The 23,776-nt window shown below is 59.5% G+C and carries 23 protein-coding genes and 2 pseudogenes; 8 read left to right on the top strand and 17 right to left on the bottom strand.

Annotated features, from left to right (window positions below; all coding sequences use genetic code 11):
• Nucleotides 1-3 precede the first annotated feature (3 nt).
• The 3 genes from ACP7B0_RS01375 to ACP7B0_RS01365 all read left to right on the top strand — a co-directional run bounded on the left by ACP7B0_RS01375 (nt 4) and on the right by ACP7B0_RS01365 (nt 3,214).
• A complete protein-coding gene (locus tag ACP7B0_RS01375) occupies nt 4-1,806 on the top strand; it encodes a HAMP domain-containing protein (protein WP_426139130.1) in 1,803 nt (600 codons plus the stop codon).
• Nucleotides 1,803-2,450, top strand: a complete 648-nt coding sequence (narL, locus tag ACP7B0_RS01370) for a two-component system response regulator NarL (protein WP_426139129.1) — start codon at nt 1,803-1,805, stop codon at nt 2,448-2,450. The genes ACP7B0_RS01375 and narL overlap by 4 nt, the downstream gene beginning before the upstream one ends.
• 86 nt (nt 2,451-2,536) lie before the next feature.
• A complete protein-coding gene (locus ACP7B0_RS01365; RefSeq protein WP_426139128.1) occupies nt 2,537-3,214 on the top strand; it encodes a Crp/Fnr family transcriptional regulator in 678 nt (225 codons plus the stop codon).
• 38 nt (nt 3,215-3,252) lie between these two features.
• Here ACP7B0_RS01365 and ubiT read toward each other — a convergent pair whose 3' ends face one another.
• The 6 genes from ubiT to norR all read right to left on the bottom strand — a co-directional run bounded on the left by ubiT (nt 3,253) and on the right by norR (nt 9,191).
• Entirely contained in the window at nt 3,253-3,723 is a 471-nt protein-coding gene (gene ubiT / locus ACP7B0_RS01360) for a ubiquinone anaerobic biosynthesis accessory factor UbiT (RefSeq protein WP_426139127.1), read from the bottom strand.
• On the bottom strand, nt 3,717-4,607 hold the full coding sequence (locus ACP7B0_RS01355; protein ID WP_426139126.1) for a U32 family peptidase: 891 nt from the start codon (nt 4,605-4,607) through the stop codon (nt 3,717-3,719). The genes ubiT and ACP7B0_RS01355 overlap by 7 nt, the downstream gene beginning before the upstream one ends.
• A gap of 10 nt (nt 4,608-4,617) precedes the next feature.
• On the bottom strand, nt 4,618-5,613 hold the full coding sequence (gene ubiU, locus ACP7B0_RS01350) for a ubiquinone anaerobic biosynthesis protein UbiU (RefSeq protein WP_426139125.1): 996 nt from the start codon (nt 5,611-5,613) through the stop codon (nt 4,618-4,620).
• 121 nt (nt 5,614-5,734) lie between these two features.
• The gene (gene glp / locus ACP7B0_RS01345) at nt 5,735-6,970 is read right to left on the bottom strand and encodes a gephyrin-like molybdotransferase Glp (RefSeq protein ID WP_426139124.1); all 1,236 of its coding nucleotides are present in this window, start codon (nt 6,968-6,970) and stop codon (nt 5,735-5,737) included.
• Nucleotides 6,967-7,521, bottom strand: coding sequence for a molybdenum cofactor biosynthesis protein B (moaB, locus tag ACP7B0_RS01340; protein ID WP_426139123.1), 555 nt, complete (start codon nt 7,519-7,521; stop codon nt 6,967-6,969). Before moaB ends, glp begins: the two co-directional genes overlap by 4 nt.
• Before the next feature lie 140 nt (nt 7,522-7,661).
• The gene (norR, locus tag ACP7B0_RS01335) at nt 7,662-9,191 is read right to left on the bottom strand and encodes a nitric oxide reductase transcriptional regulator NorR (protein ID WP_426140041.1); all 1,530 of its coding nucleotides are present in this window, start codon (nt 9,189-9,191) and stop codon (nt 7,662-7,664) included.
• A 153-nt stretch (nt 9,192-9,344) separates the two neighbouring features.
• On the opposite strand from norR, the gene ytfE reads away from it, so the two are divergent.
• Entirely contained in the window at nt 9,345-10,019 is a 675-nt protein-coding gene (gene ytfE, locus ACP7B0_RS01330) for an iron-sulfur cluster repair protein YtfE (protein ID WP_426139122.1), read from the top strand.
• Nucleotides 10,020-10,088: 69 nt separating this feature from the next.
• On the opposite strand, the gene ACP7B0_RS01325 is transcribed toward ytfE, so the two are convergent.
• Nucleotides 10,089-10,526: a hypothetical protein gene (locus tag ACP7B0_RS01325; protein WP_426139121.1), complete on the bottom strand. Its 438-nt coding sequence runs from the start codon at nt 10,524-10,526 to the stop codon at nt 10,089-10,091.
• Between the two features lie 28 nt (nt 10,527-10,554).
• On the bottom strand, nt 10,555-11,745 hold the full coding sequence (locus ACP7B0_RS01320) for an NnrS family protein (protein WP_426139120.1): 1,191 nt from the start codon (nt 11,743-11,745) through the stop codon (nt 10,555-10,557).
• A gap of 475 nt (nt 11,746-12,220) precedes the next feature.
• Between ACP7B0_RS01320 and ACP7B0_RS01315 the strand changes: the two genes are divergently transcribed.
• Nucleotides 12,221-12,904, top strand: coding sequence for a Crp/Fnr family transcriptional regulator (locus tag ACP7B0_RS01315; RefSeq protein ID WP_426139119.1), 684 nt, complete (start codon nt 12,221-12,223; stop codon nt 12,902-12,904).
• Entirely contained in the window at nt 12,901-13,101 is a 201-nt protein-coding gene (locus ACP7B0_RS01310) for a protein DnrP (RefSeq protein WP_426139118.1), read from the top strand. Before ACP7B0_RS01315 ends, ACP7B0_RS01310 begins: the two co-directional genes overlap by 4 nt.
• 16 nt (nt 13,102-13,117) lie before the next feature.
• Here the strand turns inward: ACP7B0_RS01310 and ACP7B0_RS01305 are convergent, their stop codons facing one another.
• The 8 genes and pseudogenes from ACP7B0_RS01305 to ACP7B0_RS01270 form a co-directional block, all read right to left on the bottom strand.
• Nucleotides 13,118-14,959: a nitric oxide reductase activation protein NorD gene (locus tag ACP7B0_RS01305; RefSeq protein ID WP_426139117.1), complete on the bottom strand. Its 1,842-nt coding sequence runs from the start codon at nt 14,957-14,959 to the stop codon at nt 13,118-13,120.
• Between the two features lie 74 nt (nt 14,960-15,033).
• On the bottom strand, nt 15,034-16,461 hold the full coding sequence (locus ACP7B0_RS01300; protein ID WP_426139116.1) for a cbb3-type cytochrome c oxidase subunit I: 1,428 nt from the start codon (nt 16,459-16,461) through the stop codon (nt 15,034-15,036).
• 3 nt (nt 16,462-16,464) lie between these two features.
• Nucleotides 16,465-16,905 carry a c-type cytochrome gene (locus ACP7B0_RS01295; RefSeq protein WP_426140040.1) on the bottom strand — a complete coding sequence of 147 codons (441 nt, stop codon included), beginning with the start codon at nt 16,903-16,905 and terminating at the stop codon, nt 16,465-16,467.
• Nucleotides 16,906-17,002: 97 nt separating this feature from the next.
• Nucleotides 17,003-17,266 (bottom strand): cytochrome C oxidase subunit IV family protein, encoded by a 264-nt coding sequence (locus ACP7B0_RS01290; RefSeq protein ID WP_426139115.1) that lies wholly within the window; start codon nt 17,264-17,266, stop codon nt 17,003-17,005.
• Nucleotides 17,267-17,277: 11 nt separating this feature from the next.
• Entirely contained in the window at nt 17,278-17,865 is a 588-nt protein-coding gene (locus ACP7B0_RS01285; RefSeq protein WP_426139113.1) for a cytochrome c oxidase subunit 3, read from the bottom strand.
• Nucleotides 17,849-18,652 carry a CbbQ/NirQ/NorQ/GpvN family protein gene (locus ACP7B0_RS01280; protein WP_426139111.1) on the bottom strand — a complete coding sequence of 268 codons (804 nt, stop codon included), beginning with the start codon at nt 18,650-18,652 and terminating at the stop codon, nt 17,849-17,851. The genes ACP7B0_RS01285 and ACP7B0_RS01280 overlap by 17 nt, the downstream gene beginning before the upstream one ends.
• A gap of 163 nt (nt 18,653-18,815) precedes the next feature.
• Nucleotides 18,816-19,895: pseudogene (locus ACP7B0_RS01275) on the bottom strand (coproporphyrinogen III oxidase); the annotation flags it as partial.
• A gap of 118 nt (nt 19,896-20,013) precedes the next feature.
• The gene (locus ACP7B0_RS01270) at nt 20,014-20,457 is read right to left on the bottom strand and encodes a CopD family copper resistance protein (protein ID WP_426139109.1); all 444 of its coding nucleotides are present in this window, start codon (nt 20,455-20,457) and stop codon (nt 20,014-20,016) included.
• A 192-nt stretch (nt 20,458-20,649) separates the two neighbouring features.
• On the opposite strand from ACP7B0_RS01270, the pseudogene ACP7B0_RS01265 reads away from it, so the two are divergent.
• Nucleotides 20,650-21,196, top strand: a pseudogene (locus ACP7B0_RS01265) (STAS domain-containing protein); the annotation flags it as partial.
• Between the two features lie 11 nt (nt 21,197-21,207).
• The gene (locus tag ACP7B0_RS01260; RefSeq protein WP_426139107.1) at nt 21,208-22,059 is read left to right on the top strand and encodes a universal stress protein; all 852 of its coding nucleotides are present in this window, start codon (nt 21,208-21,210) and stop codon (nt 22,057-22,059) included.
• 68 nt (nt 22,060-22,127) lie between these two features.
• Here the strand turns inward: ACP7B0_RS01260 and nhaA are convergent, their stop codons facing one another.
• Entirely contained in the window at nt 22,128-23,324 is a 1,197-nt protein-coding gene (gene nhaA / locus ACP7B0_RS01255) for a Na+/H+ antiporter NhaA (protein WP_426139105.1), read from the bottom strand.
• Nucleotides 23,325-23,776: the final 452 nt, after the last annotated feature.

The following is a 23,776-nucleotide window of genomic DNA, read 5'->3' as shown; positions in this document are numbered from 1 at the left end:
CTGATGATTCGCTGGTTGCGCAGTTCCCTGCCCGCTCGCGCCGCCCTGGCGGTGATCCTGATCGCCATCCTCGCCCTCGCCAGTTCGTTGAGTGCCGGATTGATCGCCTGGTTCAGCCAAGGGGATGCGGCAGCGATCAACACGGCAGGCTCGGTGCGAATGGAAACCTACCACCTGAGCTGGAAACTGGCCGCCAACGCTCCCGCTGAAGAAATCGCCACTATCACCGACAGTCTTCAGGCGCGCCTGGACAGCCATTCTCTCAAGGCGGTGCTGGAGGATGGCCCGACCACCGAGCTGCAAATCAGTTACGGGCAACTCCAGCAACAATGGGGGGAGACGTTGCGTCCGGCACTGGAGCGCGGCGATGCTCAAGCGTTTCAGGAAAAAGCCCAGCCGTTCGTTGAACAACTGAACCAGTTCGTCAGCTTGTTGCAGCGCCACAGCGAACAGAAACAAGGCTGGCAACAAATCATCCAGGGTCTGGCCTTGTTCACTACCATGATTGTCCTGCTGATCGGTTTGTACGAGTTGCAGTACGGCGTGGTCATGCCGCTCAAGGAATTGGTGGACGCGACCCAGCGCTTTCGGCGCGGGGACTTCAAAGTACGGGTCAATCACAAATCCCAGGACGAACTGGGTCAGTTGGCCATGAGTTTCAATGCCATGGCGGAAACGATCGAAGACTCCCATCGCACGCTGGAAAGCCAGGTGCAGCAAAAGACCCTGAACCTGCAACAGGCCAACGCGGCCCTGGAGTTGCTGTATCAAAGCAGCCAGCGCCTGGCCACCCGCCTTGCAAATGCCGAAGGCCTGGATGACTTGATCAGGCGCTTCCAGCAGCGCCTGCCCGGCCTGCGTCTGTCGTTGTGTCTGCAAGGCCAGCTGCAAGCACCCGCCCAGCAGTTGCTCGTGCTGCATGGCGCGAATATCCGCGAAGTCTGCGCCAGCAGCGATTGCGCCACCTGCCAGAAACACCACGAAGCCAAACCGCAAACATTCAGTATCAGCAACCAGGGCAGTGAATTGGGCGAGCTCAAGGCTCACTTTGTCGACGGGCATCCCACCCAAGCCTGGGAAACCCAACTGATTCAGGCCCTGGCCAATCTCATCGGCACATCGCTTTCCCTCAAGCGCCAGCGGGAACAGGATCACCGGCTGTTGCTGCTTGAAGAGCGCACGATCATTGCCAGGGAGCTCCACGACTCACTGGCCCAGGCCCTGTCCTACATGAAGCTGCAAGTCAGCCGCATGCAAACGCTCATACGCCGTGGCGAACCTGTCGAAACCCTGGCAACCGTCACCGCCGAACTGCGCGAGGGCCTGAACAATGCCTACCGCCAGCTGCGTGAATTGCTGACCACTTTTCGCTTGCAGATCAACGATGCCGGGTTGGTGCAGGAGCTCAAGGACACCGCTGAGGAGTTCTCCCGGCGGGGCGAGCTTCAGGTGCATCTGCATGTGGATGCCCTCGCCTTCCAGCTTTCGGCCAGCGAACAGATCCACATTTTGCAAATCACCCGAGAGGCGCTTTCCAATTGCGTGCGCCACGCTCATGCGCAAAACGCCTGGTTGCAACTGCGCCAGGACGGCGAATTCGTCCGGCTCTCGGTGGAAGATGACGGGCGAGGCTTCAGTGGCAACGTGGATCAGCGCGAACATCACGGCCTGAACATCATGGATGAACGCGCTCGCAGCTTGCACGGCCATTTGCAGATCGTTTCCAGAGCGCCGCAAGGCACCCGCGTCCAGCTGGAGTTCCGGCCGGAGTTTCTCGGACAGCTAACAGAAGGTAGTGTCACATGACCCCGTCTCTGCCCCACACCATCCTGCTGGTAGACGACCATCCGATGATGCGTCACGGCATCCGCCAGATGCTCGAACTCGAAGATGATTTCAGGATCGTTGGCGAAGCCAGCAACGGCCAGGAAGCACTGAGCCTGATCGAGCCGCTGCAACCGGATCTGGTTTTGCTCGATAACAACATGCCGCAAATGAATGGCATTGAAACCCTGCGCCGCTTACGGGCCATGCAGTACAAGGGCAAAGTGTTGCTATTCACCGTATCGGACGCCGAAGACGATATTCGCGACGCGCTGCGCCTGGATGCCGACGGCTATCTGCTCAAGGACATGGAGCCCGAACTGCTGATTCAGTACATCCGCGATGCCTTGAACGGGTCGCTGGTGATCAGCCCTGGCCTGACCCGGGTCATGGCCCAGGCACTGCGTTCGCCACCGCGCCAGGCCGTGGTGGAACTGACCGAGCGTGAGCGGCAGGTGCTGAAAACCATCGCCAGCGGCTTCAGCAACAAAGTCATCGGGCACAAGCTGGGCATCACCGAAGGCACGGTCAAGGTCCACGTCAAAAACCTGCTGCACAAACTCGGTTTGCGTTCGCGGGTCGAGGCCGCAGTGTGGGCTATGGAGCACCTGCGCAGCACGGGCTGACGGGCATGCCTCCTTGGAGGTAGACCTGCAGAGGCATAGGTCATCCTGCCCGGGCGCTCTACTATGACCGTCAGCGGAGGTACACCATGCTGACCCACCCTTCCACCGTCTTAACGTTGCGCCGTCATCATCTGTTCAGTCAGTTGCCCGAGAACGTGTTCGAGGACGTCTGCCACCTGGCCACGCTCAAGCACTTGAGCTGCCACAGCACGCTCATGCACCAAGGGGACCCTGCCAAACGGTTTTTCCTGCTGGTCAGCGGTCAGATCAAGTTGTACCGGCTCACTGACGAAGGCCAGGAAAATCTGGTGGAAGTCATTCAGCCCGGCCAGACCTTTGCCGAAGCCCTGTTATTCAGCCAGGCCCGCCGCTATCCCGTGAGCGCTACCGCTTTGAAAGACAGCACACTGGTCAGCATCGAGGGCAGCCATTACCGTGCGGCGCTGGAGGATCAGCCGAAAGTGTGTCTCGCGATTCTGGCCAGCATGAGCGTTCACTTGCACTTGCGGCTGCGGGACATCGACATGTTGACCCAGGTCAGTGCGGGCCGCCGGGTCACGAGCTTTTTGCTTCAGGAACGCGATCCCCTTACCGGTCAAATCGTCCTGCAAGTGTCAAAGCGCCTGGTGGCCTCAAAGCTGGGAATGCAACCGGAAACCTTTTCGCGCATCTTGCGCCGCCTGCTGGAAAGCGGCCTGATTGCGATGGAGCGACGCACCATCAGCCTGCTCGTGGACGAGCAGCAACTGGCGGCGTTCCAGTAGGCAAAAACGCCGCTGCGGTAAATGCCGTGCAATCGGAGTTACTGCGCCGCTAACCCCTTCCCCGCCCGCTCCAGATTGCGCCATAGCCACACGGGCAACACGTCGGGATCAAGGCTGTCGATCAGGTTTTTCAGCGCCAGACCCAGTTCGGTATCGCCCTCGATGACCAGGCGTCGGCGAAAGAACAGCGTGTCCGGGTCTTCCTGGCGGCTGGCCAGGAGCAGAAACTCTCGCCAGTTGCCGCTGATGGTCACGTGCGCCGTGGCACGCTCGGCAACGCGCAAGCCTTCGTCGCCCAGTGTCAGGTACCAGCACACACCAATGTCCGGGATGCGCAGACACAGCCAACGCTCGCGCAACACTTCAAACTCACCGGCACGTAGCGGCTCGGCAAGGGCGCGATTGAGCCCCTGCTGCAACGCCACACGTTGCACGACAAAAGGCACTCGACGCACCCACGGCAATAGCCGGTCAGCGCCTTTCAACAACCATTTCTTCCGGTTCAACACAGGCCCACCTCCTCGACGCGCAGCATGCCTGCCTGGCCATGCCAGTAGCCATTACACCCCTCGACGAAAACCGGCGGGGCCTCGCCCGAGCGGACCCGCTCAAAGGCGCCGATGACTTCGGTCATGCCCTGCAAACGCGGGCTGAGGCGCAACAGGTCGGCCCCACACGCCACCAGTCCGGAATAATCGGCCAGGAGATTGGTTACTTGCGCCGACATCGTCTGAATACCGTTGAGGGTGAACAGCGGTTGACCTTCCTGGCTGGTCAACGCCAGACCATCGGGGTAATTGATGCAGCAAAACTGGCAGTCATCCTTGGGGCGGTTTTCCGAACGGGCTGTAAAGCAGCGCGCTGAATACGCCAGCGGCAGATGCCCGTAGGCGAAGATTTCCACTTCCGGTACTGGGCGACCCAGTTCGCGTACCTGCTCGATCACATCGCTGATCAGCGTTGCCGAACACTCCACTGGCGGCACCCAGCGAGTCATTCCGCAGTCCAGCAATTGCCCCAGCGCATGCCCGTTGTACAAGTTAAGCGCCGGACCGCCCACAAACGGCAGATTGCGCTCGGCGAGAAACTGCACCGCGCCCATGTCGTTGGCCTCCACCAGCAATTCGCCGTTGTCGCAGAGGCGGCGAAGACTGGCGAGTTCGGACGCGGCTTCGATCAAAGTCAGGCTGGAGATCACCAACTGAGCCTGGCTGCACGTCTGCAACTCACGGCCCAGCCCAAGCCACTGATCCAACGAAAACGCCCTACGTTTCGAACAAACCGTCTCCCCCAGATAAATCACATCCAGAGGCAAGGCCGACATCTCGGCGTAGAAGTGACTGAGTTGCGCTTTGTCCCAATAAAAAAGGACCGGTCCCAGGCTGAGCTTCATGTGTCGTCCCTCATTGCCATGATCGATGGTAAGCACCCAGGGTGGTCTGGCTGCCTTCGGACAAACCGGCCAACACCCGGCGCCACTCTTCCTTGACGCGGAAACTGCCCGGCGAACCTCGATGGGCATCCAGTGCCGCCCGCCAGACACGCGTGACTTGTTCCACATAGGCAGGGCTGCGCTGGCGGCCCTCGATTTTGATGGCTTCGACGCCAATGGCCGTCAATTCCGGCAGCAAGTCCAGGGTGTCGAGGCTGGTAGGTTCTTCCAGAGCATGAAAGCGTTTGCCGTTGACCACAAAACGGCCCTTGCACAAGGTCGGGTAACCGGCGGGCTCATCGGGGGTATAGCGGTCGATCAACACGTCGCTGAGGCGAGCATTCAAGCCTTGGGCGTCCTCGTTCCAGCGCACCGCCTTGGCGGGCGAGCAGACACCGCACAGATTGGGCGACTCACCGGTGATGTAGGAAGACAGATGGCAGCGCCCTTCGGCCATGATGCACAGGCTGCCGAAACCAAAAACCTCGATGGGCACCGGGCTGCTCGCGGCGACCTGGCGTACCTGCGCCAACGACAACACGCGGGGCAGCACGGCGCGACGAATACCGTAGCGCTGCGCATAAAACGCCAATGCCATAGCGTGAGTCGCCGAGCCCTGAACCGATAAGTGCAAGGCCAGTTGCGGGTGGCGCTGACTGGCGTAGTTGAGCACCCCGGGATCGGCGGCGATCAGCGCGTCCACGCCGAAATCGGCGGCACGATCCACAGCCCGCTGCCAGCGCTCCCAGCCCTTGGGCTGCGGGTAGGTGTTGACGGCGACGTAGAGCTTTCGTTGGTGCTGGCGGATGTGGGCGACGGCGGCGTCGAACTGTTTGTCGTCCATGTTCAGCCCCGCGAAGTGCCGGGCGTTGGTGTCATCGCGAAACCCGACATAGACGGCATCAGCGCCTTGGCGCACCGCCGCTTTGAGCGCAGGCAGGTTGCCTGCCGGACAGACCAGTTGCATGGGTGATCCTCATGAGAAAACGCCTCTCGGCCATCCCCCGGTGCGGGTCGCGCACCGTTCGAAAAGACGCTGCCAGTCTAGCCAGACCGACTGACATGGCCTTGACGGCAATCAATTGCCCTTACTGCATCAGGTCCGCAAAAGACAGGAACATCACGTTGTCGTGCCGGAGCACTTGCTGCTCGCACTCGATCACCGCCAGCCCATCGGCCCAACAGGCAGCGCTCAACATCGCCGAGCTTTGCTGAGGGTGCAGCTCCACGCTCAACTGGCCGTCGGCATCGGGCGTCAGCCGTGCTCGCAGGTACTGCCGGCGCTTGTTGCGCTGCAACCAGTCAAACCCGGCCGGCACCGCCAATGGCACCGGCAGCACATTGGTCACGCCCTGGGCCTTGAGCAGGAATGGACGCACCACCACCAGTGCGGTAATCAGCGCCGCCGAAGGATTGCCCGGCATGCCGATCCAGGGCTTACCGCCCACCTCACCAAAAGCCAGCGGCTTGCCCGGCTGAATCGCCAGTCGCCAACAATCCACGCTGCCCAGCTCGTTGATCGCCTGTTTGAGGTGGTCTTCCTCACCCACCGATACGCCGCCGGAGCTGAGCAGCAAATCGCACTCCGACGACGCCAGGCTCAGGGCGTGTCGGCTGGCCACCAACTCATCGGCCATGACGCCGTAGTCGTTCACCTCAACGCCCCAGCCCCGCAGCAAGGCGGCGAGGCAATAGCGATTGCTGTTGTAAATCTGCCCGGGTGCCAAGGGATCACCCGGCTCGCGCAGCTCATTGCCACTGCTGAGCAAACACACCTGCAAGGGTTGATAAACCTCGACCTGTGCGATGCCGCAGCCAGCCAGCAAGCCCACTTCCGGTGCCCGCAGGCGCTTGCCAGCCTCGAGCAGCAGGTCACCTCGACGGACTTCTTCGCCTTCCTTGCGCACGTGCTCGCCAAGGTTTACCGGGGTGAACCGGACGCGGCCGTTCTCGACCTGACAACACTCTTGGGGTACCACCGTATCGGCGCCCGGGGGCAGCGGCGCGCCGGTAAAGATTTGCACCGTTTGCTGCGCGAGCAGCGCGGGGCCCGTGGGGTCCCCCGCGGCAATTCGCCCGCCAACGGTCAAATACCCACCCTCTGGAGGCAGGTCAGCCGCCCGGAGGGCATACCCGTCCATGGCACTGTTGTCCCAGGCCGGCAGGTTCACCGGGGAGTAGATGTCCGAGGCCAGCACCCGGCCAAGGGCCTGATCCAGAGGAATCATCTGAGGCAAGGGCGGCGCGGGTGCCTTGTCCAGCAGACGCTGAATCGCCTCGTCGACCGGCATCAAATGACCGCTGTCACACACCCGGGCGCTCATGAACGCGTCTCACAGGCTGCAACGCTCCGCTGCGCCTGAGGTTTCAAATGCGGGGCGAAATTGCACGGCCCGGTTCGACTGTCCAATTGCCCCAGCAGGATGGCGTTCCAGGCGGTTCGGCAGGCCCCCGGCGAACCCGGAACGCAGCACACCAGCACACCGTTGCTCATCCCGGCCAACGCCCGGGACTGCAAGCTGGACATGCCGATTTCCGCGAGGGAGACCTGACGGAACAGCTCGCCAAAGCCTTCCACGTGTTTATCCAATAAGGGCAAGACGGCTTGGGGCGTATTGTCACGCGCGGTGAAGCCGGTGCCGCCTGTCATCAGGACAACTTGCACGTTGGGGTCGGCTATCCAGCGGGATACGGTAGCGCGAATTTGATAGATGTCATCCCTGACCAGATCGCGATCAATCAGCACATGCCCGGCCGTCGTCAACAGATCACACAGGGTTTGCCCCGAGGTGTCGGTGTCTGAGGTTCGCGTATCACTGATGGTCAGTACGGCAATGTTCAGGGGTTCAAACGTGCGTTGCGCCAAATGGGCCATGACCAAACCTTTGCGTAAAAATGGGTATGGCCCAGCCTGAACCGGAATCACGACCTGGCCTATTCCTCCAAGGAGGTACCTCGACAAGGCCGGCGGCTCATACGAGCCATAGAACGAGACATTTCTCGGCAACCCGCGCCTTACTTGAGGCGAAGACGCCGGGCCAGTTTGTGCAGGTTGCTGGGATCGACTTCCAGCAAGCGCGCGGCGCTGGCCCAGTTATCCCCGGAAAGGCTCAGGGCGTGGAGGATCTTTTGGCGCTGGCAATCGTCCACAGCGTCACCCAAGGCCTGAAATGGCAGGTCGGACATCACCTCCCGGGGCTGCGCGACGGTGGCCCCCACAGCGCCCAGCGCACTGTCGAGATCCAGAACTTGCGGTTCCAGCGTCATGATGTGCGCGCGACTGGTACCACGGCTGAGCTGCTTGAGCGCGGCGCGGCTGATCACATGTTCCAGTTCCCGCACATTGCCCGGCCAGGTGTAGGCCAACAAGGCGCGCTCGGCTGCGGACGACAAGCGCAAACCTCGCAGGCCGAGTCGCGCCCGGTTGAGCTCCAGAAAGTGCCCGGCCAGCATCAACACATCATGACCTCGCTCGCGCAGCGCCGGGATCGGCACCGGGTACACCGAAAGCCGGTGATACAGGTCAGCACGAAACAGGCCGTCGCGGATGCTGTCCGGCAGATGCCGGTTGGTCGCGGCGATGATTCGGACATTGACATGCAATGGCTTGTCGGCGCCCAGCCGCTGAATCTCGCCGTTCTGCAACGTGCGCAGTAACTTCGCTTGAACGCTTAACGGCAGCTCGCCGACTTCATCGAGAAACAGCGTACCGCCGTTGGCGGCATCAAAGCGTCCGGGCCGGTCACCGGTGGTGCCGGAAAAGGCCCCTTTTACATGGCCGAACAACTCGCTTTCTGCCAGGGCCTCGGGCAACGCGGCACAATTGACCTGGACCAGCGGCTTGTGGCTGCGCCGTGACATGCGATGCAGACGTCGCGCAAAAAGCTCTTTGCCGACGCCGGTTTCACCCAGCAGCAACACCGGCAGATCCGAATCGGCCAGCAGATCCAGCTCGTTCAGCAACTGATGCAACACCTCGCTCTGCCCGAGGATCTCGCCATCATCGGCCGCCTTACCCACGTCTTGAAGGTCACTGCGGGACAAGCGCAAGCTGCGGTTTTCCCGCTCAAGCCGAGTGACGCGCACGGCGGCTTCGATCTGCAACGTGCAGCGCTTGAGTTCCTCCCGGGCACGGCTGTCGAATGTTCCGGCCTGCAGCGCATCAAACGTGATGGCGCCCCAGGTGCGCCCCTCCACATACAGACTCACGCCCATGCAGTCGTGCACGGTCAACGGTTCGCCACCATGGTTGTCGAGCAAACCGTCATACGGGTCCGGCAGGCGGCTGTCGGGCTCGAACCACGTGGGCTCGCGTGACGCCATGATCGTCGCCAGGCGGGGATGCTGAGCAATGACAAACCGGCGCCCCAGTGCTTCATGAGCCAGCCCCACCGTGGCGACCGGCCTGAGGCTGTCTTGCTCCAGCCGCAGCAGGCACACGGCGCCTGCGTTGAAGTATTCGCGCAAGGTCTGAACCAGTCGGTCCAGCCTTACGGCGTTGGGCAACTCGACGATCAGGTCGGCGGCCAGACTTTCACGCAACATGGTAGTCATTACCCTCTATGGTTGAATTCACCCTAAAGCGTCAGGGTGCTTACCACCACAACTAAAAATAAATAGATACGTATCAATCAGTTAGCTATGGCATGCGGGATGCAATAACCCTGGAGACCATTGACATCCACATAAGGAATCATCATGAACCAGCCCCTGTTGGAACAAAGCCTCGGTGAACTGGCCTGCGACATTCCCGGAGCCACCCGGATTTTTCACACGTTCAAACTGGACTTCTGCTGTGGCGGCCATCAAAGCCTGCGTGAAGCAGCCCTGACCAACGACCTCGACCCAATGCTGATCGCCGATGCCCTGCACGCTCTGCAAAACAATGGCGAAACCCGGCACGACTGGCGCAACGAAGCTCCGGAACGGCTGATTGCGCATCTGCTGGCGCGCTACCACGCTCGACACCGCGAACAACTGCCGGAGCTTATCCGCCTGGCCCGTCGTGTGGAGCAGGTGCATGGGACGCGCAGCAGTTGCCCCATCGGCCTGACCGACCTGCTGACCGATCTGTATCAGGAACTTGAAGGCCACATGCTCAAGGAAGAACAAGTGCTCTTTCCCATGCTGCAACGGGGCATCGGCCTTCAAGCTGCGCCGCCGATTCAGGTGCTGCGCTTCGAACATGATCAGCATGGCCAATCCCTGAAAAAAGTGCTTGCCCTGACTCACGACATCACGCCACCGGCCGATGCGTGCAACACTTGGCGGGCCCTGTATCGTGGGCTGCAGGAGTTTCGGGATGATTTGATGCAGCACATCCATCTGGAAAACAACGTGCTATTCGTAAACGCCCTGGCCCCCGGTCATTGATCGACTTGCGCTCGGAACAGCCGCGCCAACCCACGGTTGGCGCGTTTTTTTGCACGTCACATTTGACGATCAAGGGTGCCAATAGAACATGGCTTTGGCGAGTATCACGATCAGCACCATATGCCCAAGGATGCTGCGGCGAATCCAGCCGGCCCGGACGGTGGTAAGCCGTGCGTGCGTCAGCCAATAGGCCAGCAACAGGTAATGGCAGACGATGCTCAAGGCCAGCAGGATCTTCACGCTCAACAACGTCCCGAAGCTGCTGGCCAGTGGCTGACTCAAGGCGCTTTGATACTGCCACGCCAGGCCAATGCCTGCGCCATACAACAGCAACACCACCCCGTGGAGAACCTTGCGTGAGCGAACCGCAATGGCCTGATCCGCAGTTGTTTGCGCCGCAGCCGTCAATTGCAGACGGGCGCGGTGCCAGATCACCACTTCAAAGAACAGCGTTCCGATAAAAGCAATCGCTGCCAGAAGGTGTGTCACCAGTAAAAAGGGATACATCAACGACAATCTCCATGGGCACGATGATTCATCCTGGATGACCGTCCACCCGGGTTTTCAGCAGCATCGGTCCATACCGCCAGGCGTACAACGCAAACGCCAGGGCCCAGCACAGACCGGCCAGCCACAACGCGGGCATAGGGAACAACAGGAACAGTCCGACCCGGCTCAGGCACGCCAGATTGAGCAAAACGAAGGCCAATGTCATGCCCGAGGGCGGCTCCAGAGCCCGACCGGTATGCCCAAGGCTGACCCGGGCAATCATCGCCAGCACCAAGCCGCCCATCGCGCCTATCGTCAGGCAATGCACTGCGAGACTCGGATTGAGTGACACGCCGAGATGCCAAAGCCCCATGCCCAGGCACGCCACCGCCAACCAGCCATAGGCCAAGTGCAACGACCACAACAACGGCACTCGCCAGAGCGCCCGATCATGCCAGCGAACCAGGCGTATCAGGTGCCCCGCCGCCAGTGCGATGAACAGCAGGCCCACCCATACATCGGGGTTGAGGGCAGGTCCTGCCGCATACAACACCGCCACCAGCGCCGAACCGATCAACAACAGTCCGTCCAGCCACGGCCACGCCGCAACGCCCTGGACCCGACCAAGGCCACGCTGAGTGAAGAACGGAATGACCCGCCCACCGATCAACCCCATCATCGCTGCCACCAGCCAGATGCCGGTGAGCACCCCTTGGCGCTGCCAGCCTTCATGGCCTTCGACCAAACCGAACAGGGAGAGCCCGTCGGCGGCGGCCAACAGCAGCAACACCATCACGATCGGGTAGTTACGTTTTTGCCGCACCTTCCACAGGGTGATGCCCATGACGAACGCGACAGCCAGCGGGAATATCATCTCCAGTACCACGAGAACCGGCCACGGTACGTTAGCCAGCCACGCCACTCGGGCGCACAGCCACAACACCGCCAACGCGGCCAGGGGTTTGCCGCTGAGACCGGGGAGACCGCTCCAGGTCTGCACGGCAGTGAGCAAAAAGCCGGCAATGATCGCCAGCCCGAACCCGAACAACAATTCATGTCGATGCCAACCCAGCCAACCGCCCGCAGGCTGCCAACCGGATACCGAACCGCTGAACGCAGCCAGCCAAAGCGGTATGGCCAACAGGGCCAATAGACAGCCCGCGAGGAAAAATGGCCGAAAGGCCAGCCGTAACAGCGGTGGGATCGCCATCGCCTTGCGGCGGTCAAGCACTTGCATACAGCCACTCCTTTGCTCTTCCTGACACTCACCCGCAAGCGTCGAGGTCAATTCGGGTTCAATCTTCGGGTCTGGGCGTTCAAACGCCTTGTCTGCGATCAAGTGTGCAAGGGCCGTGCCCCCCGGTGCGGATCCATGCCAGGGCTGGCTTGTCGTGTCCCGCCGCTTTCAATACCGGGTCAATATGACCATTTAGTGGTTAATAACACCCTATTTTTCATGGTTATTTTTACCTCATCTTTCGGTAAGGCCGCGTCTACCAAGGCGTGAGGGGGTGGCCCGCGTCTTGCTGAGTAAGGGGAAACCTACAGAACGCTTTTCCCTTCTCATTACTCGGAATCTCATGAAAAAAGTCATTCAGCCAGTGGCGTGGTTTGTGGTGTTGAGCTCAGTCCTGGCCCTGGCCAGCAGCCTTTCTCTCGGTCTTGTCTGACGGCATTACCTACCCCTTCCTCACCCTTCAGGATAAATTTCCATGGTGCTTCATCGCGTCCACCACCAGATTTTACGCAGTCATCATTTATTCGAGCCGCTCAACGAAGCGCAGCTGGATGAATTGATGAGCACCAGCCACTTGCTGAGCATCGACAAGGGCGACCCATTGTTCCATCAGGGTGATCCGGCCGATTCGTTCTATTTCGTGATTTCCGGTGCGGTGAAAATTTACCGGCTGACCCCTGATGGGCAGGAGAAAGTGCTCGAAGTCATCGGCGATCGACACACCCTTGCCGAAGCAATGATGTTAATGGACACCCCCAATTATGTGGCTTCGGCAGAGGCCATCTGCCCCACTCAGCTCTACCAGTTGTCCAACAGCACCTACATACGCCTGCTTCAAAGCAATAGCCGGCTGACCTTTGCGCTACTGGGTAAGCTGTGCGTTCGCTTGCATCAAAGGGTCAATGAAATCGAGACCCTGTCCCTGAAAAATGCTACCCACCGTGTCGTGCGTTACCTGCTGACGCAACTGGTGCGCCAGCAAACCGTGGACAGCCAGTTTGAACTGCCCATGGCCAAGCAACTGATTGCCGGGCACCTTTCGATCCAGCCGGAAACTTTTTCGCGGATCATTCGCCGCCTGATCGACGAAAACATCATCACTCAGGACGGCCGCCAAATTGCCATTCTGGATCGTCTGCGTCTGGAGCAGTTTGAGTGAGCGCCATGCCCGTCTGCCTGTACTGCCAACACATCAACCCACTCCAGACAACCGTGTGTTGCCAATGTGGCATGCCCCTGCCAGCGTTGGCCGAACAGGCCACAGCGCGCCGACTGCGCAGGTTCCAGTGGTTCTGCATCGGTTTGACGATCTTTTGTGTGGCGATGTTTTTCTGGTTACCGCGTGGCACGGGCTGAAACCGCGCCATAGGGTTCAAGGCTGGGTCAGTTGGCGATACAACTGCGACAAGCGAAGGGGCAATTGTTCGGGCTGGCGGATCAAGGTGTAGCCATTTGCCCCAAACATGTAGGGCAAGTAGTCCCCGGCTTCACGATCAATGGTGATACAGAACGGCGTCAGCCCCTGGCGACGCGCCTCCAGTACCGCTTGACGGGTGTCTTCGACCCCATAGCGACCTTCGTATAAATCCAGGTCATTGGGTTTGCCATCGGTCAGCAGCAACAGGAGTTTGCTGCGTCGCTTGCTGCGCGCCAGCAACTGCGTCGCCTGACGAATCGCGGCACCCATGCGCGTGTAGTACCCCGGTTTGAGCCCCTGGATGCGACCGCGGGTTTCATCACCATAGCGTTGGGTAAAGGACTTCAACTCCTGCATGCGCACCTGCTGGCGCCGCAGCGAGGAAAATCCATACAGCGCAAAGTCATCGCCCAGTCCCGACAGGGTTTCGCCAAAGAGCAGCAGGCTGTCGCGTATGACCTCGATGACCCTATGCTCGTCGTTCAAGTGCGCGTCGGTGGACATCGACACGTCGGCCAGCAACAGGCACGCCAGGTCTCGCCGGGTCTGGCGTCTTTCCATGAACAGACCGCGCTCGGCGCACTGGCCATGCTCGCGCTCAACGTGAAAATCCAGCCAGGCCTGCATGTCCAGTTCAGCCCCTTGAGGTTGCTGGCGTAGCCATTGACGATCGTTGCGCAAATGTTCGAACTGGCGGCGTAACAGCAGCGCCGATGCCTTCAGCCTTGGCGGCAGCGGCTGTGGTTCACAGTCGCGAGGCACCATCATTTGCAGATTAACGAAAGCATCCAGCAGTTGATTTTTACGATAATCCCACTCCGGCAACTTGATGCCCTCACCCAGAGGAATATCGTCAACATCGGCGGGTGGCAAATCCAGGTGCAGTTTCAGGCCGCCGCCCTTGCGCAGCCGGGTGCGTGACAGCGTCAGTTCGTCCAGGTCGTCGGCGACCCTTGCAGCGTCCGGGTCTTCGCTATCGTCTGACCAGCGATCCAGGTCCACATGCTCCGTCCAACTGAACAGATTCTCCAGACGTACCACCAACAATCCCCCATCACGGGAGCTGTCATCAATGCGTTTGGCCCGTTTTCGCCCACCGATCTGCTCGCCGGGCGGCGTTATCAAAAACTCCTCGGACTCATCCTCCATATTGGCAGCCAACGGGCTGGCCAGGTGCTGCGGCGGGTACAGCCACAGGGGCAGCGGCCACGCCGCCCGTTCGCTACGAGGGAAATGCTCGACGCTGCCTGGCTCCCGTAGCGCCTGACGTATCGCACGCTCCAGTGCCGCTTCACTGCGGTTAAGCGACGCCGGATCAGGGCGCAGTTGCAGGTGAGCCTCCACCAGACGGGTGTAGCGAACCCGCAACGCCGGATGACGCCTCAATAGCATTTGGGTCCAGCGTTGGTTGTCCCGACCCCAGTGCCGCATCTGGCCAGCCTGTGCGGCCAACAACGCGAGCCAACGGTAAAGTTCCTGATTCATGGCAGGCTCAGGGAACACCGCCAGGCTCGACGGCAGCCGAACAGTATTGTCGTCACACCACGCCAATGGCACTTGCTTGCAGGTGCCGGCAATCTGCTGCAACACGCTACGCCGTAACAGCAAATCCCGGTCGCTGGCCGCTTCCAGACTGATGCCGTTGGCGCCGCCCATGGCGCGAAACAACAGCGCCAGCGCACGTTGCTGGCTGACCAGTTCGACACGCGCCTCGGGAAAATCCGGGGTGCCACGCCGGGTGATGAAGCGATGCCAGACACTGCCTGCCCATTCTTCCAGCTCGACGGTAAAGGCCATGGTGTTGCGCTCCTCGGAACTCAAAAACAGCCCGCTGTGTCAGCGGGCCGATGTGTTCTAGCCGTGATACCGACTCATGAGGGCACCACCGCCGCCGGGGCACGCAACGCCGCGCGCCCTCGCTGTCTGAAGCTGAGCAAATAGCAGAGCAAACCGCAGAGGAAACCGACCCCGGCCACCAGCCGTGCCCAGAACAACCCTTGCATCTGCTCGACCGTGGCCATGAAGGGCAAGGCGATCCCGTCAGCCTGCCAGCGTTGCAGGTAGACCTGTACGACACCGGCGGCGGTCAAGAACAGCGTGATCATCACCATTGACAGGGTCATCAACCAGAAGCCCCAGATTTCCAGGTTCTGCGAACGCTCATCGCCCGCTTCACCCAAGCCGCGCAAACGAGGCATGGCGTAGCTGATCAGGGTCATGACGATCATTGCGTAAGCACCGTAGAACGCCAGGTGGCCGTGAGCGGCCGTCAGTTGCGAACCGTGGGTGTAGAAATTGACGGGAGCGAGCGTGTGCAGGAAGCCCCAGACGCCCGCGCCGAAGAAGGCCGTCACCGTTGTGCCCTTGGCCCACAATGTTGCGGCACGGTTCGGGTGATGTCGGCGGCGGTTCTTCACCGTACTGAACGCAAATATCACCATCGCCAGAAAGGGCAGCGGCTCCAGCGCGGAGAAGATGGAACCGACCCACAACCAGACCTCAGGTGCGCCAATCCAGAAGAAGTGGTGACCCGTACCGATGATGCCGGTAATCAACGCCATGGCGATGATCATATACAGCCATTTCTCCACGACTTCCCGGTCCACGCCGGTGATTTTGATCAGCACGAAAGCCAGCATCGCGCCCATGATCAACTCCCAGACGCCTTCTACCCAGAGATGCACAACCCACCACCAATAGAACTTGTCACGGACCAGGTTGCCGGGGTTGTAGAAAGAGAACAGGAAGAACACTGCCAGGCCGATCAACCCGGTCATCATGACCATGCTGACCGTGGTTTTGCGCCCCTTGAGAAGGGTCATGCCGATGTTGTAGAGAAAGCCCAGGCACACCACCACGATGCCCATTTTGGTAATCGTCGGTTGCTCCAGGAACTCACGCCCCATGGTCGGCAGCAGTTCGTTGTGGGTCAATCTGGCCAGGCTGGCATAAGGCACCAGCAGATAGCCCAGGATGGTCAACACCCCGGCGGCAGCGAAGACCCAGAACAAAATGATCGCCAGCCTTGGACTGTGCAACTCGCGATCGGCCTCTTCCGGTATCAGGTAGTAAGCGGCGCCCATGAAGCCAAACAACAGCCAGACGATCAGCAGATTGGTGTGCACCATCCGCGCCACGTTGAAGGGAATGATCGGGAACAGAAAGTCTCCGATCACGTATTGCAGCGCCATGATTAAACCGAACAGTACCTGACCGAGAAACAGGATCAGGGCAAACACGAAGTAAGGTTTGGCGACGGCTTGCGAGGCGAATTTCAAATGCGGATTAGCCATGCTCATCTCTCAGCCCTCCTTGTTTGGCGGCCAGCCATTGGTGTTGATTTTCGAGCTCCACTTGAGGAACTCGGCGATATCATTCACCTCCTGCTCACTCAAATTGAACTGGGGCATTGCCCGCCGTCCCGGTACGCCCAGCGGCTGCATTTTCATCCAGGCATGCAGGAAAGGCTTGAAGCCCTCCTCCCCGCCCCGACGCTGGAACACGTTGCCCAGCTCAGGCGCGAAATAGGCACCCTCGCCCAACAGCGTGTGGCAGCCGATGCAATTGTTGTGTTCCCAGACCGTTTTGCCGCGTATCACCGATTCGGTTAATTGCGCTTCATTGCTGCGTTCGGGAAATGTCTGTTCCGTGTGGTAAGTCAAAGCAAGGAATATCAGGAAGAAGAAGATACTTCCGCCGAAATAGATGTTCCTGGCCATGCCTTTTGTGAAGGTCTCTGACATCGTCGCTTCCTCTTTGCTAAACATGCCCATGATAGGAAGCGAGGGCGTGAAACCTGCTTGATGGCGATCAAGAAAGCCAGATGGTTTTAGTCAGGTATTACGTTGAATAGACTGACAACAGACTCAGCCCCACCAGTACGGCCAACACCAACGCCCAGCTCAACATCAAACGGCGCCACAGTCGCGGTGCGCGGCGCAGCTCCATGAACCCATCGGTGATCAGCCAGGCCTTGCAAACTGCCACTGCCAGGATGGCGACTGATAGCTGCCAGCTCGCGCCGAACTGTGCCAAGACCACCGTACACACGCTCAACACGGCCAGCCCCACCCAGCAAACAAACAGCAATCTGGAAGCAGACATAAAACCTCACGTCAATCGAGCACGTAGACCAACGGAAAAAGCACGACCCAAATCAGATCGACCATGTGCCAATACAGCACGCCGGATTCAAACCCGCTGCGCTGGTCTGCGTTGTAGAGGCTGCGAAAGCAACGCGCGGCCAGCCATCCGAGGATGACCATGCCGAGCAATACATGGAGAAAATGAAAACCGGTGAGAATCCAGTAAAGGGTGAAAAACGTGTCGCGCTCCATGCCCAGCCCTGAAGCCAGCAAGTGCCGGTACTCCATCACTTTCAGCGCTACGTAGACACTCGCAGCGGTCAACGCGACCATCACCAGAATCACCCCGTGGCGGGGCCTTGAGCGCCTGACTTGCTCTTGAGCCAGGGCGGCGAAGAAACCCGCAGTGAGCAGGCTCAGTGTCATCGCCAGACCGGTGGACGTGTTCAGTAACGAGCGACCCTCAATGAACATCTGAGGCTTGATTGCCTGAGTCACGGCAAACGCCAGAATCAAAATGGCGAACACCGACAGCTCGGCCAGGATGAAAAACCACATCGCCAGATCGCCCGGCAGGTGACCCCGCACAACACCCGCGGGCTCAACAGAAGTGGACATCAACCACGTCCATCAGCGCCGCGACTGTTTGTGGATCGTCACTCAACGGCTCGGCGAGACAGGCCATGCACGCCTCACGCGGGCTCATGCCGGAGCGGATCATTCGCGCCGTGAAAATCAGCAGCCGCGTCGAGGCGACCTCCTCCAGATCATGCTGATCGAGTCGGCGCAGCGCCTGCCCCAGCTTGACCACTTGCGCCGCCAGCGCAGTGTCTACCTGAGCCTCTACGACAACAATGCGTTCTTCATCGGCGACAGAGGGGTAATCAAAGCGCATGGCCACAAAGCGTTGTCGGGTGCTGGGTTTCATGCCTTTGAGCAAATTCTGGTAGCCGGGGTTGTAAGACACCACCAGCATGAATGAAGGCGGTGCTTTCAGCACTTCGCCGGTGCGTTCCAGGAACAGCTCCCGACGATCATCGGCCAGCGGATGCAACACGACGACGGTGTCCTGCCGGGCCTCGACGACTTCATCCAGATAACAGATGCCGCCCTCGCGCACCGCTCGGGTCAGCGGGCCGTCCTGCCACCAGGTTCCTTCGGCCCCGATCAAATGACGGCCGATCAGGTCAGCCGCGCTGAGGTCGTCGTGACAGGCTACGGTATACAGCGGGAGCTTCAACCGATGGGCCATGTGCTGGACAAAACGGGTTTTGCCGCACCCTGTCGGCCCCTTGATCAACACCGGCATGCCGTGTCGCCAGGATTGCTCGAACAGCATCTGCTCATTGTTCAACGGTTTATAGAATGGCTCGGCGGACGGTGTGCATGACTCGGTAGGGTCCATGAGCGGCGTGTTCCAAAGTGAATTCAGCGACCACGCTAAGGGTCGTCGTGACCCACTGGCAAGCCGCACCGCCGGCAAACTTGATCGTGATCAAGCGAGGGCCGCGTGCTCGGGCATGACACTCTGGATGGGCTGTCTGGCCATTGATCGAGGGTTACTTGCCGCGCCAGCCACGGCTCGTCGGCAATTGATCCCTATCCAGTTGCTGCTGATAGCGTGCCAGCGCTTCGGTGTTCTGCGTATACAGATCGTCGATCTGGCTGATGGCTCCCAAACCCAATCCGATATGGTCGCAATGCCCGTATCGAGTGAATCCCTCGCACGTGCGATGCAATTGCCCGCGCTCCTGAGCAATCGCCAGATCGTCATCTGGCCGGGCAAACTGCCCCAGGCCCAAGTAGTGATAACCGGCGCCTGTCAACTGTTCGAGGCAGATGCGGCGCATGGCGTCTTTATCTTCCTCGCTGCACAGCGCCCATGTTCTTTCCCCGGCCATGGACCGATAGCGTTGGGGCAGCCGGTCATAGTCAAACACCAGCAGCCTGTCCGGCTCCAGCTCGATGATGCTTGCCAGTTTCAGCGCCAGACTGTCGGGGGTTTGCCAGGCATGGCCATAACCCAGATCAACACTGATGGACCGATAACCAAATGTTCGAGCGGCATCCATAAGCGAATGGATCGGCGCCGGGTTCTGGAAACCGGCCGCCGACATTTCACTGTCGGCACCGATGTCCGTCACCCCGATGCTGATATGGTTGAACCCCAGGTCACGCAGCACGCCCATGGTCGACCAGTCGGTATGGTGAAGGTCCACTGCAGCGCTGTAGTCTGCCCAATCATGTCCGAGAAAATTGAAACGACCACGAAGGTGGCTCATCAGTCGCCTTAGATCAGTGGTATTGGATGTTCCTCCCCATAGATGGAACTCTTCGACCCGTTGCCCTGTCCCGAGGTGACAACTCACAAGGTCGATCTCACGTTCCAGACGCTGGAGATAGTGTTCGGTTTCACGGCGCTGGCATGAGACGTCGCTTGAAGAACGACAAGAAGGCTTCAGTGCAGGAAGTTGCACATTCAGCGACAGAGGACGACACCTCTGGCGGCTGCTGCGCAGTGCACGAAGCAAATCCAGAGAGCCGACGCCGTCATGGAACTGTTCAGTACCCACATGGCAGTCGGTATAAGACACCCTCCGCTCACACTGAGCGTTCAGCCCGTCGGGGTTGTGAAATACATTGAGCATGACAGGTCTCCGGGACAGGCTGGGAACCGACAGTTTCAGAGGCTGGCGACCCACGCTCATTGATTTGTATCAAGCGTGGGTAAAGTGCCTGTGACGTAACAGCCCCTCGCAAGCCCTGTCACCACGTCAGGTAAAACATCCCCTTGGCCAGCAGTACGATGACGATCATGTGGCAGAACACACTGCCATGGATGAATTGCAGATACCGGGCATTCATCAGGCCACGTTTGAATAGCACCATGGCGGTCAGAAAATGCAGAAGGACGCTCACTGCGAACGCGATTTTCAGTGTCAGCAATGTACCGAACGATGAAGCCAAGGGTGTGGCAAGGGTCGGCCAATAGCGCAGCCAGACCATTCCCAGCCCCGCCCCGAACAATACAAGGAGCACCCATGGCATCAGGGTGCGAGCCCGCCGACCCACGCCCTGCTCTACCAGCACCATGACCTTGACGGGCAGTTGCTTGCGCAAACTTCCAAGAAACAGGACTTCAAAAAACACTGTGCCGATAAAAATCAAGGCGGCGAACAAATGCAACGTCAGAAACAGCAGATAGAGCATGGCGTTCTCGCTCTCATTTCAGCGGGAGGGATTCTCTCGCTGTGAGGGAGGCGCCAATCCCGTCGTCTGAATTCCCGCGCTTCAGGATGAGCACCACCGACAAGACTGTCGGTTGCTGCGCAGCATACAGAGCAGACCCGTCCACGCGGTTGACGCCCATCAAGGAACGTCCAGACCCCGAATGCCCCAGGAGTCTCCAGAATCCCTATGGCAGCCCTCGTCGCGGTGATGATCATGGTCTCCATCGGCACCTTTAGCGGGGATTCCCTGCGCAATCTGAAAAAACACCCACTGTCGACTAACATCGTCATGGTCGCGACCGTTGTGGTCGTCGTGGCCACCCATAACCTGGCCTGCGGTGTATGGGTGGGCGTGCTGCTGGCCTCCCTGTTTTTCGCCAACAAAGTCGGCCACTGCCTCGACATCCAAAGCAGTCTGGACGAGGCAGAGTCGCATTCGCACTTGCCGCATTGTGGGCCAGGTGTTCTTCACCTCAGCGGACAAGTTCACCAACGTTTTCGACTTCAAGGAGGCGCTCAACACCGTCACCATTGACCTGACGCAAGCGCACTTCCGGGATATCCCCGCCGTTGCGGCACTGGACAAGGTCGTCATCAAGTTCCGTCGCGAAGGTGCCGAGGTGCAAGTGCCGGGCTTGAATGAGGCCAGCGCAACCAGCGTTGACCGCTTTGGCGTGCACGACAAACCTGACGCCATCGACACGCTCATGAGCCACTAAGGAGATCGACAATGACCCACGTAATGGCATGCATTGATAGCTCACAATCTTCACTGGCAGTCTGCGATTACGCGGCCTGGGCGTCGCAAAAACTTCATGCACCTCTGACCTTGCTGCACGTGCTGGATGAAGAGAAATACCCCGCATCTGCTGATCTCAACGGAAATATCGGCCTTGGAAGCCGAGAACATCTGCTGGAGGAATTGGCGACGCTGGATGCCCAGCGTGCCAGGCTCGCCCTGGAGCACGGGCAACACATGCTGGAAAAGGCCAGGGAGCGGACCCTCACATCGGGGGCTGTTTTGCCTGAACTGAAGCAGCGCCATGGCCATCTGGTCGAGAGCCTGAGCGACCTTCAGAACGATATACGGCTGCTGGTGATTGGAAGAACCGGTGAAGACAGCACACGCGATGCGCTCAGTCTTGGCAGCCAGATCGAGGCTGTTGTACGCACCATTCACCGCCCGATCCTGATCACAACCACGAACTTCAAGAAACCCGAGCAGGTCATGCTCGCCTTCGACGGCAGCCCCACGGCCCACAAAACCGTCCAGACCCTCGCCGCCAGCCCGTTATGCGAAGGCTTGCCGGTTCATCTGGTCATGGTTGGCACAGACTCGGATAACAGCCGAGAGGCGCTGGAGAAAGCGCAAGTAACGCTCGCCTCTTCAGGCTTCAAGGTTCAAACAGAGATACGACAAGGTGAGGTGGAGTCAGCTCTGCAGGATTATCAGGCCGAGCACGGCATTGATCTGCTTGTCATGGGGGCCTACGGGCACTCACGCATCAGACAGTTTCTGGTGGGCAGCACGACAACAACCATGCTTCGAACAGCCACCCTGCCCGTATTGCTGCTTCGCTAAGCTAACGCACGCCCCCGACCACAGTACTGCCCGGTTCAGGGAGGTACTGTGGCCATCAGGGAGGATGCTTATTTGGTTACGGCAACAGGTGCCGGGACGCTGCTGCGTCGAAGAACGATAACGCCACCAATCGCCGCCAGAATCGAACCGAGCAAGACCCCGACTTTGACTTCATCGATCAAATGGGCGGAGCCGGCAAACGCCAGATTGCCAATGAACAGGCTCATCGTGAAGCCAATGCCACACAACAGTGCTACGCCGTAAAGCTGAAGCCAGCTGCTTCCTTCCGGCAACTTCGCCAGCCCCAGGCGGATGGCCAGAGCGGCCAGCAGAAAAATACCCACCTGCTTACCCACCAACAGACCCAGCGCTACACCCAACGGCACCGGATCGACCAGGTTCTCCACGGACATGCCGGCCAATGAAACGCCCGCGTTGGCGAAGCCAAAAATCGGCACCACCGCGAACGCCACCCATGAATGCAGTTTCTCTTCCAGAAACAGCAGCGGGGAACGCGCTTCTTCCTCAGGCCTGCCCATAGGGATGCACAACGCGACGGCGACACCCGCCAACGTGGCATGCACGCCCGATTGCAGCACGAAAAACCACAATACAGCCCCGACCAAGAGGTAGGGGAACAGCTTTCTTACGCCCAACCGATTCATTGCAATCAGGATGACCAGCGTCCCCAGAGACGCCAATAGCATCGGCATGGAAAGGCCCGACGTATAGAAAAAGGCAATGATGACCACCGCACCCAGATCGTCGATGATCGCCAGGGCGGCCAGAAAGACCTTCAACGACGTCGGGACTCGTTTACCCAGTAACGACAAGACACCCAGGGCGAATGCGATGTCAGTGGCGGCCGGGATCGCCCATCCGCCCAGGGTCTCGGCATTACCCCAGTTGATGGCGACGTAAATCAACGCAGGAACAATCATGCCGCCCACGGCACCAAATCCCGGCAGAGCGCGCTGCCCCCAGGTAGAGAGTCCACCTGCCAGCACTTCTCGTTTGATTTCGAGACCGACCATCAGGAAGAAGATCGCCATCAAGCCATCATTGACCCAATGTTCCACGGACATGCCCAACCACACGCTGTGCAAGGCGGCAAAGTAACTCTGGGAAAGGGGCGAGTTCGCGACAATCAGAGCCGCCAGGGCGGCACCCATCAGCACAAGACCGCCAGCGGACTCCGAGGACAGAAAGCGGGCCAGGATCGCGGCTGCTCTAGGGGTTTCGGCTGTAGCTTGATGCTTGGTCATCAGCGTCCTCTAGGGGGGCTAAAAAGCTGGCATGTTAACACCTAAGACCCGCGCACATGGCCGCATCAAACAGCCTGAAACAGTTAATGTCGACACCCTTTATTTACTCCAGGAACTGTTGAAGTGAGCGACTTCAGCGTGGTGACCGAGTTGCAGGGAGAGCGTGAGGCGCCGGATGAGCATCCTATTGAAGCGACTGCATGCCTGCTCTTAATGAACAGGGCAGAGAAGCCCGCATTAATCGCTTTATAAATAATGCCGTGCTCCAGTAGTTTCAGGGCGAAATGCCTTTGATTAATCCCGATAGCCCAGTGCATACATCACCCTGGAAAACATCCTGTCACACTACCAGCCCGCAATAATTTGATTTACATCAATACTCACTACGCCGTTGATTGCATGAATATTTTGGTTCGGGTCAGCTACATGACAAAGAGCATGTAAGGGGGCGT

Source organism: Pseudomonas sp. DWP3-1-2, from assembly GCF_049896285.1.
GTDB lineage: Bacteria > Pseudomonadota > Gammaproteobacteria > Pseudomonadales > Pseudomonadaceae > Aquipseudomonas.
Note: the sequence above shows the minus strand (reverse complement) of the source record. Positions and strands in the feature narration are given on the sequence as shown.

Coding starts and splice junctions, on each gene's coding strand:
- ACP7B0_RS01375 (WP_426139130.1), top strand. CDS start 4: ATGATTCGCTGGTTGCGCAGTTCCCTGCCCGCTCGCGCCGCCCTGGCG.
- narL (WP_426139129.1), top strand. CDS start 1,803: ATGACCCCGTCTCTGCCCCACACCATCCTGCTGGTAGACGACCATCCG.
- ACP7B0_RS01365 (WP_426139128.1), top strand. CDS start 2,537: ATGCTGACCCACCCTTCCACCGTCTTAACGTTGCGCCGTCATCATCTG.
- ACP7B0_RS01355 (WP_426139126.1), bottom strand. CDS start 4,607: ATGAAGCTCAGCCTGGGACCGGTCCTTTTTTATTGGGACAAAGCGCAA.
- ubiU (WP_426139125.1), bottom strand. CDS start 5,613: ATGCAACTGGTCTGTCCGGCAGGCAACCTGCCTGCGCTCAAAGCGGCG.
- glp (WP_426139124.1), bottom strand. CDS start 6,970: ATGAGCGCCCGGGTGTGTGACAGCGGTCATTTGATGCCGGTCGACGAG.
- moaB (WP_426139123.1), bottom strand. CDS start 7,521: ATGGCCCATTTGGCGCAACGCACGTTTGAACCCCTGAACATTGCCGTA.
- norR (WP_426140041.1), bottom strand. CDS start 9,191: ATGTTGCGTGAAAGTCTGGCCGCCGACCTGATCGTCGAGTTGCCCAAC.
- ytfE (WP_426139122.1), top strand. CDS start 9,345: ATGAACCAGCCCCTGTTGGAACAAAGCCTCGGTGAACTGGCCTGCGAC.
- ACP7B0_RS01325 (WP_426139121.1), bottom strand. CDS start 10,526: ATGTATCCCTTTTTACTGGTGACACACCTTCTGGCAGCGATTGCTTTT.
- ACP7B0_RS01320 (WP_426139120.1), bottom strand. CDS start 11,745: ATGCAAGTGCTTGACCGCCGCAAGGCGATGGCGATCCCACCGCTGTTA.
- ACP7B0_RS01315 (WP_426139119.1), top strand. CDS start 12,221: ATGGTGCTTCATCGCGTCCACCACCAGATTTTACGCAGTCATCATTTA.
- ACP7B0_RS01305 (WP_426139117.1), bottom strand. CDS start 14,959: ATGGCCTTTACCGTCGAGCTGGAAGAATGGGCAGGCAGTGTCTGGCAT.
- ACP7B0_RS01300 (WP_426139116.1), bottom strand. CDS start 16,461: ATGAGCATGGCTAATCCGCATTTGAAATTCGCCTCGCAAGCCGTCGCC.
- ACP7B0_RS01295 (WP_426140040.1), bottom strand. CDS start 16,905: ATGTCAGAGACCTTCACAAAAGGCATGGCCAGGAACATCTATTTCGGC.
- ACP7B0_RS01290 (WP_426139115.1), bottom strand. CDS start 17,266: ATGTCTGCTTCCAGATTGCTGTTTGTTTGCTGGGTGGGGCTGGCCGTG.
- ACP7B0_RS01285 (WP_426139113.1), bottom strand. CDS start 17,865: ATGTCCACTTCTGTTGAGCCCGCGGGTGTTGTGCGGGGTCACCTGCCG.
- ACP7B0_RS01280 (WP_426139111.1), bottom strand. CDS start 18,652: ATGGACCCTACCGAGTCATGCACACCGTCCGCCGAGCCATTCTATAAA.
- ACP7B0_RS01270 (WP_426139109.1), bottom strand. CDS start 20,457: ATGCTCTATCTGCTGTTTCTGACGTTGCATTTGTTCGCCGCCTTGATT.
- ACP7B0_RS01260 (WP_426139107.1), top strand. CDS start 21,208: ATGACCCACGTAATGGCATGCATTGATAGCTCACAATCTTCACTGGCA.
- nhaA (WP_426139105.1), bottom strand. CDS start 23,324: ATGACCAAGCATCAAGCTACAGCCGAAACCCCTAGAGCAGCCGCGATC.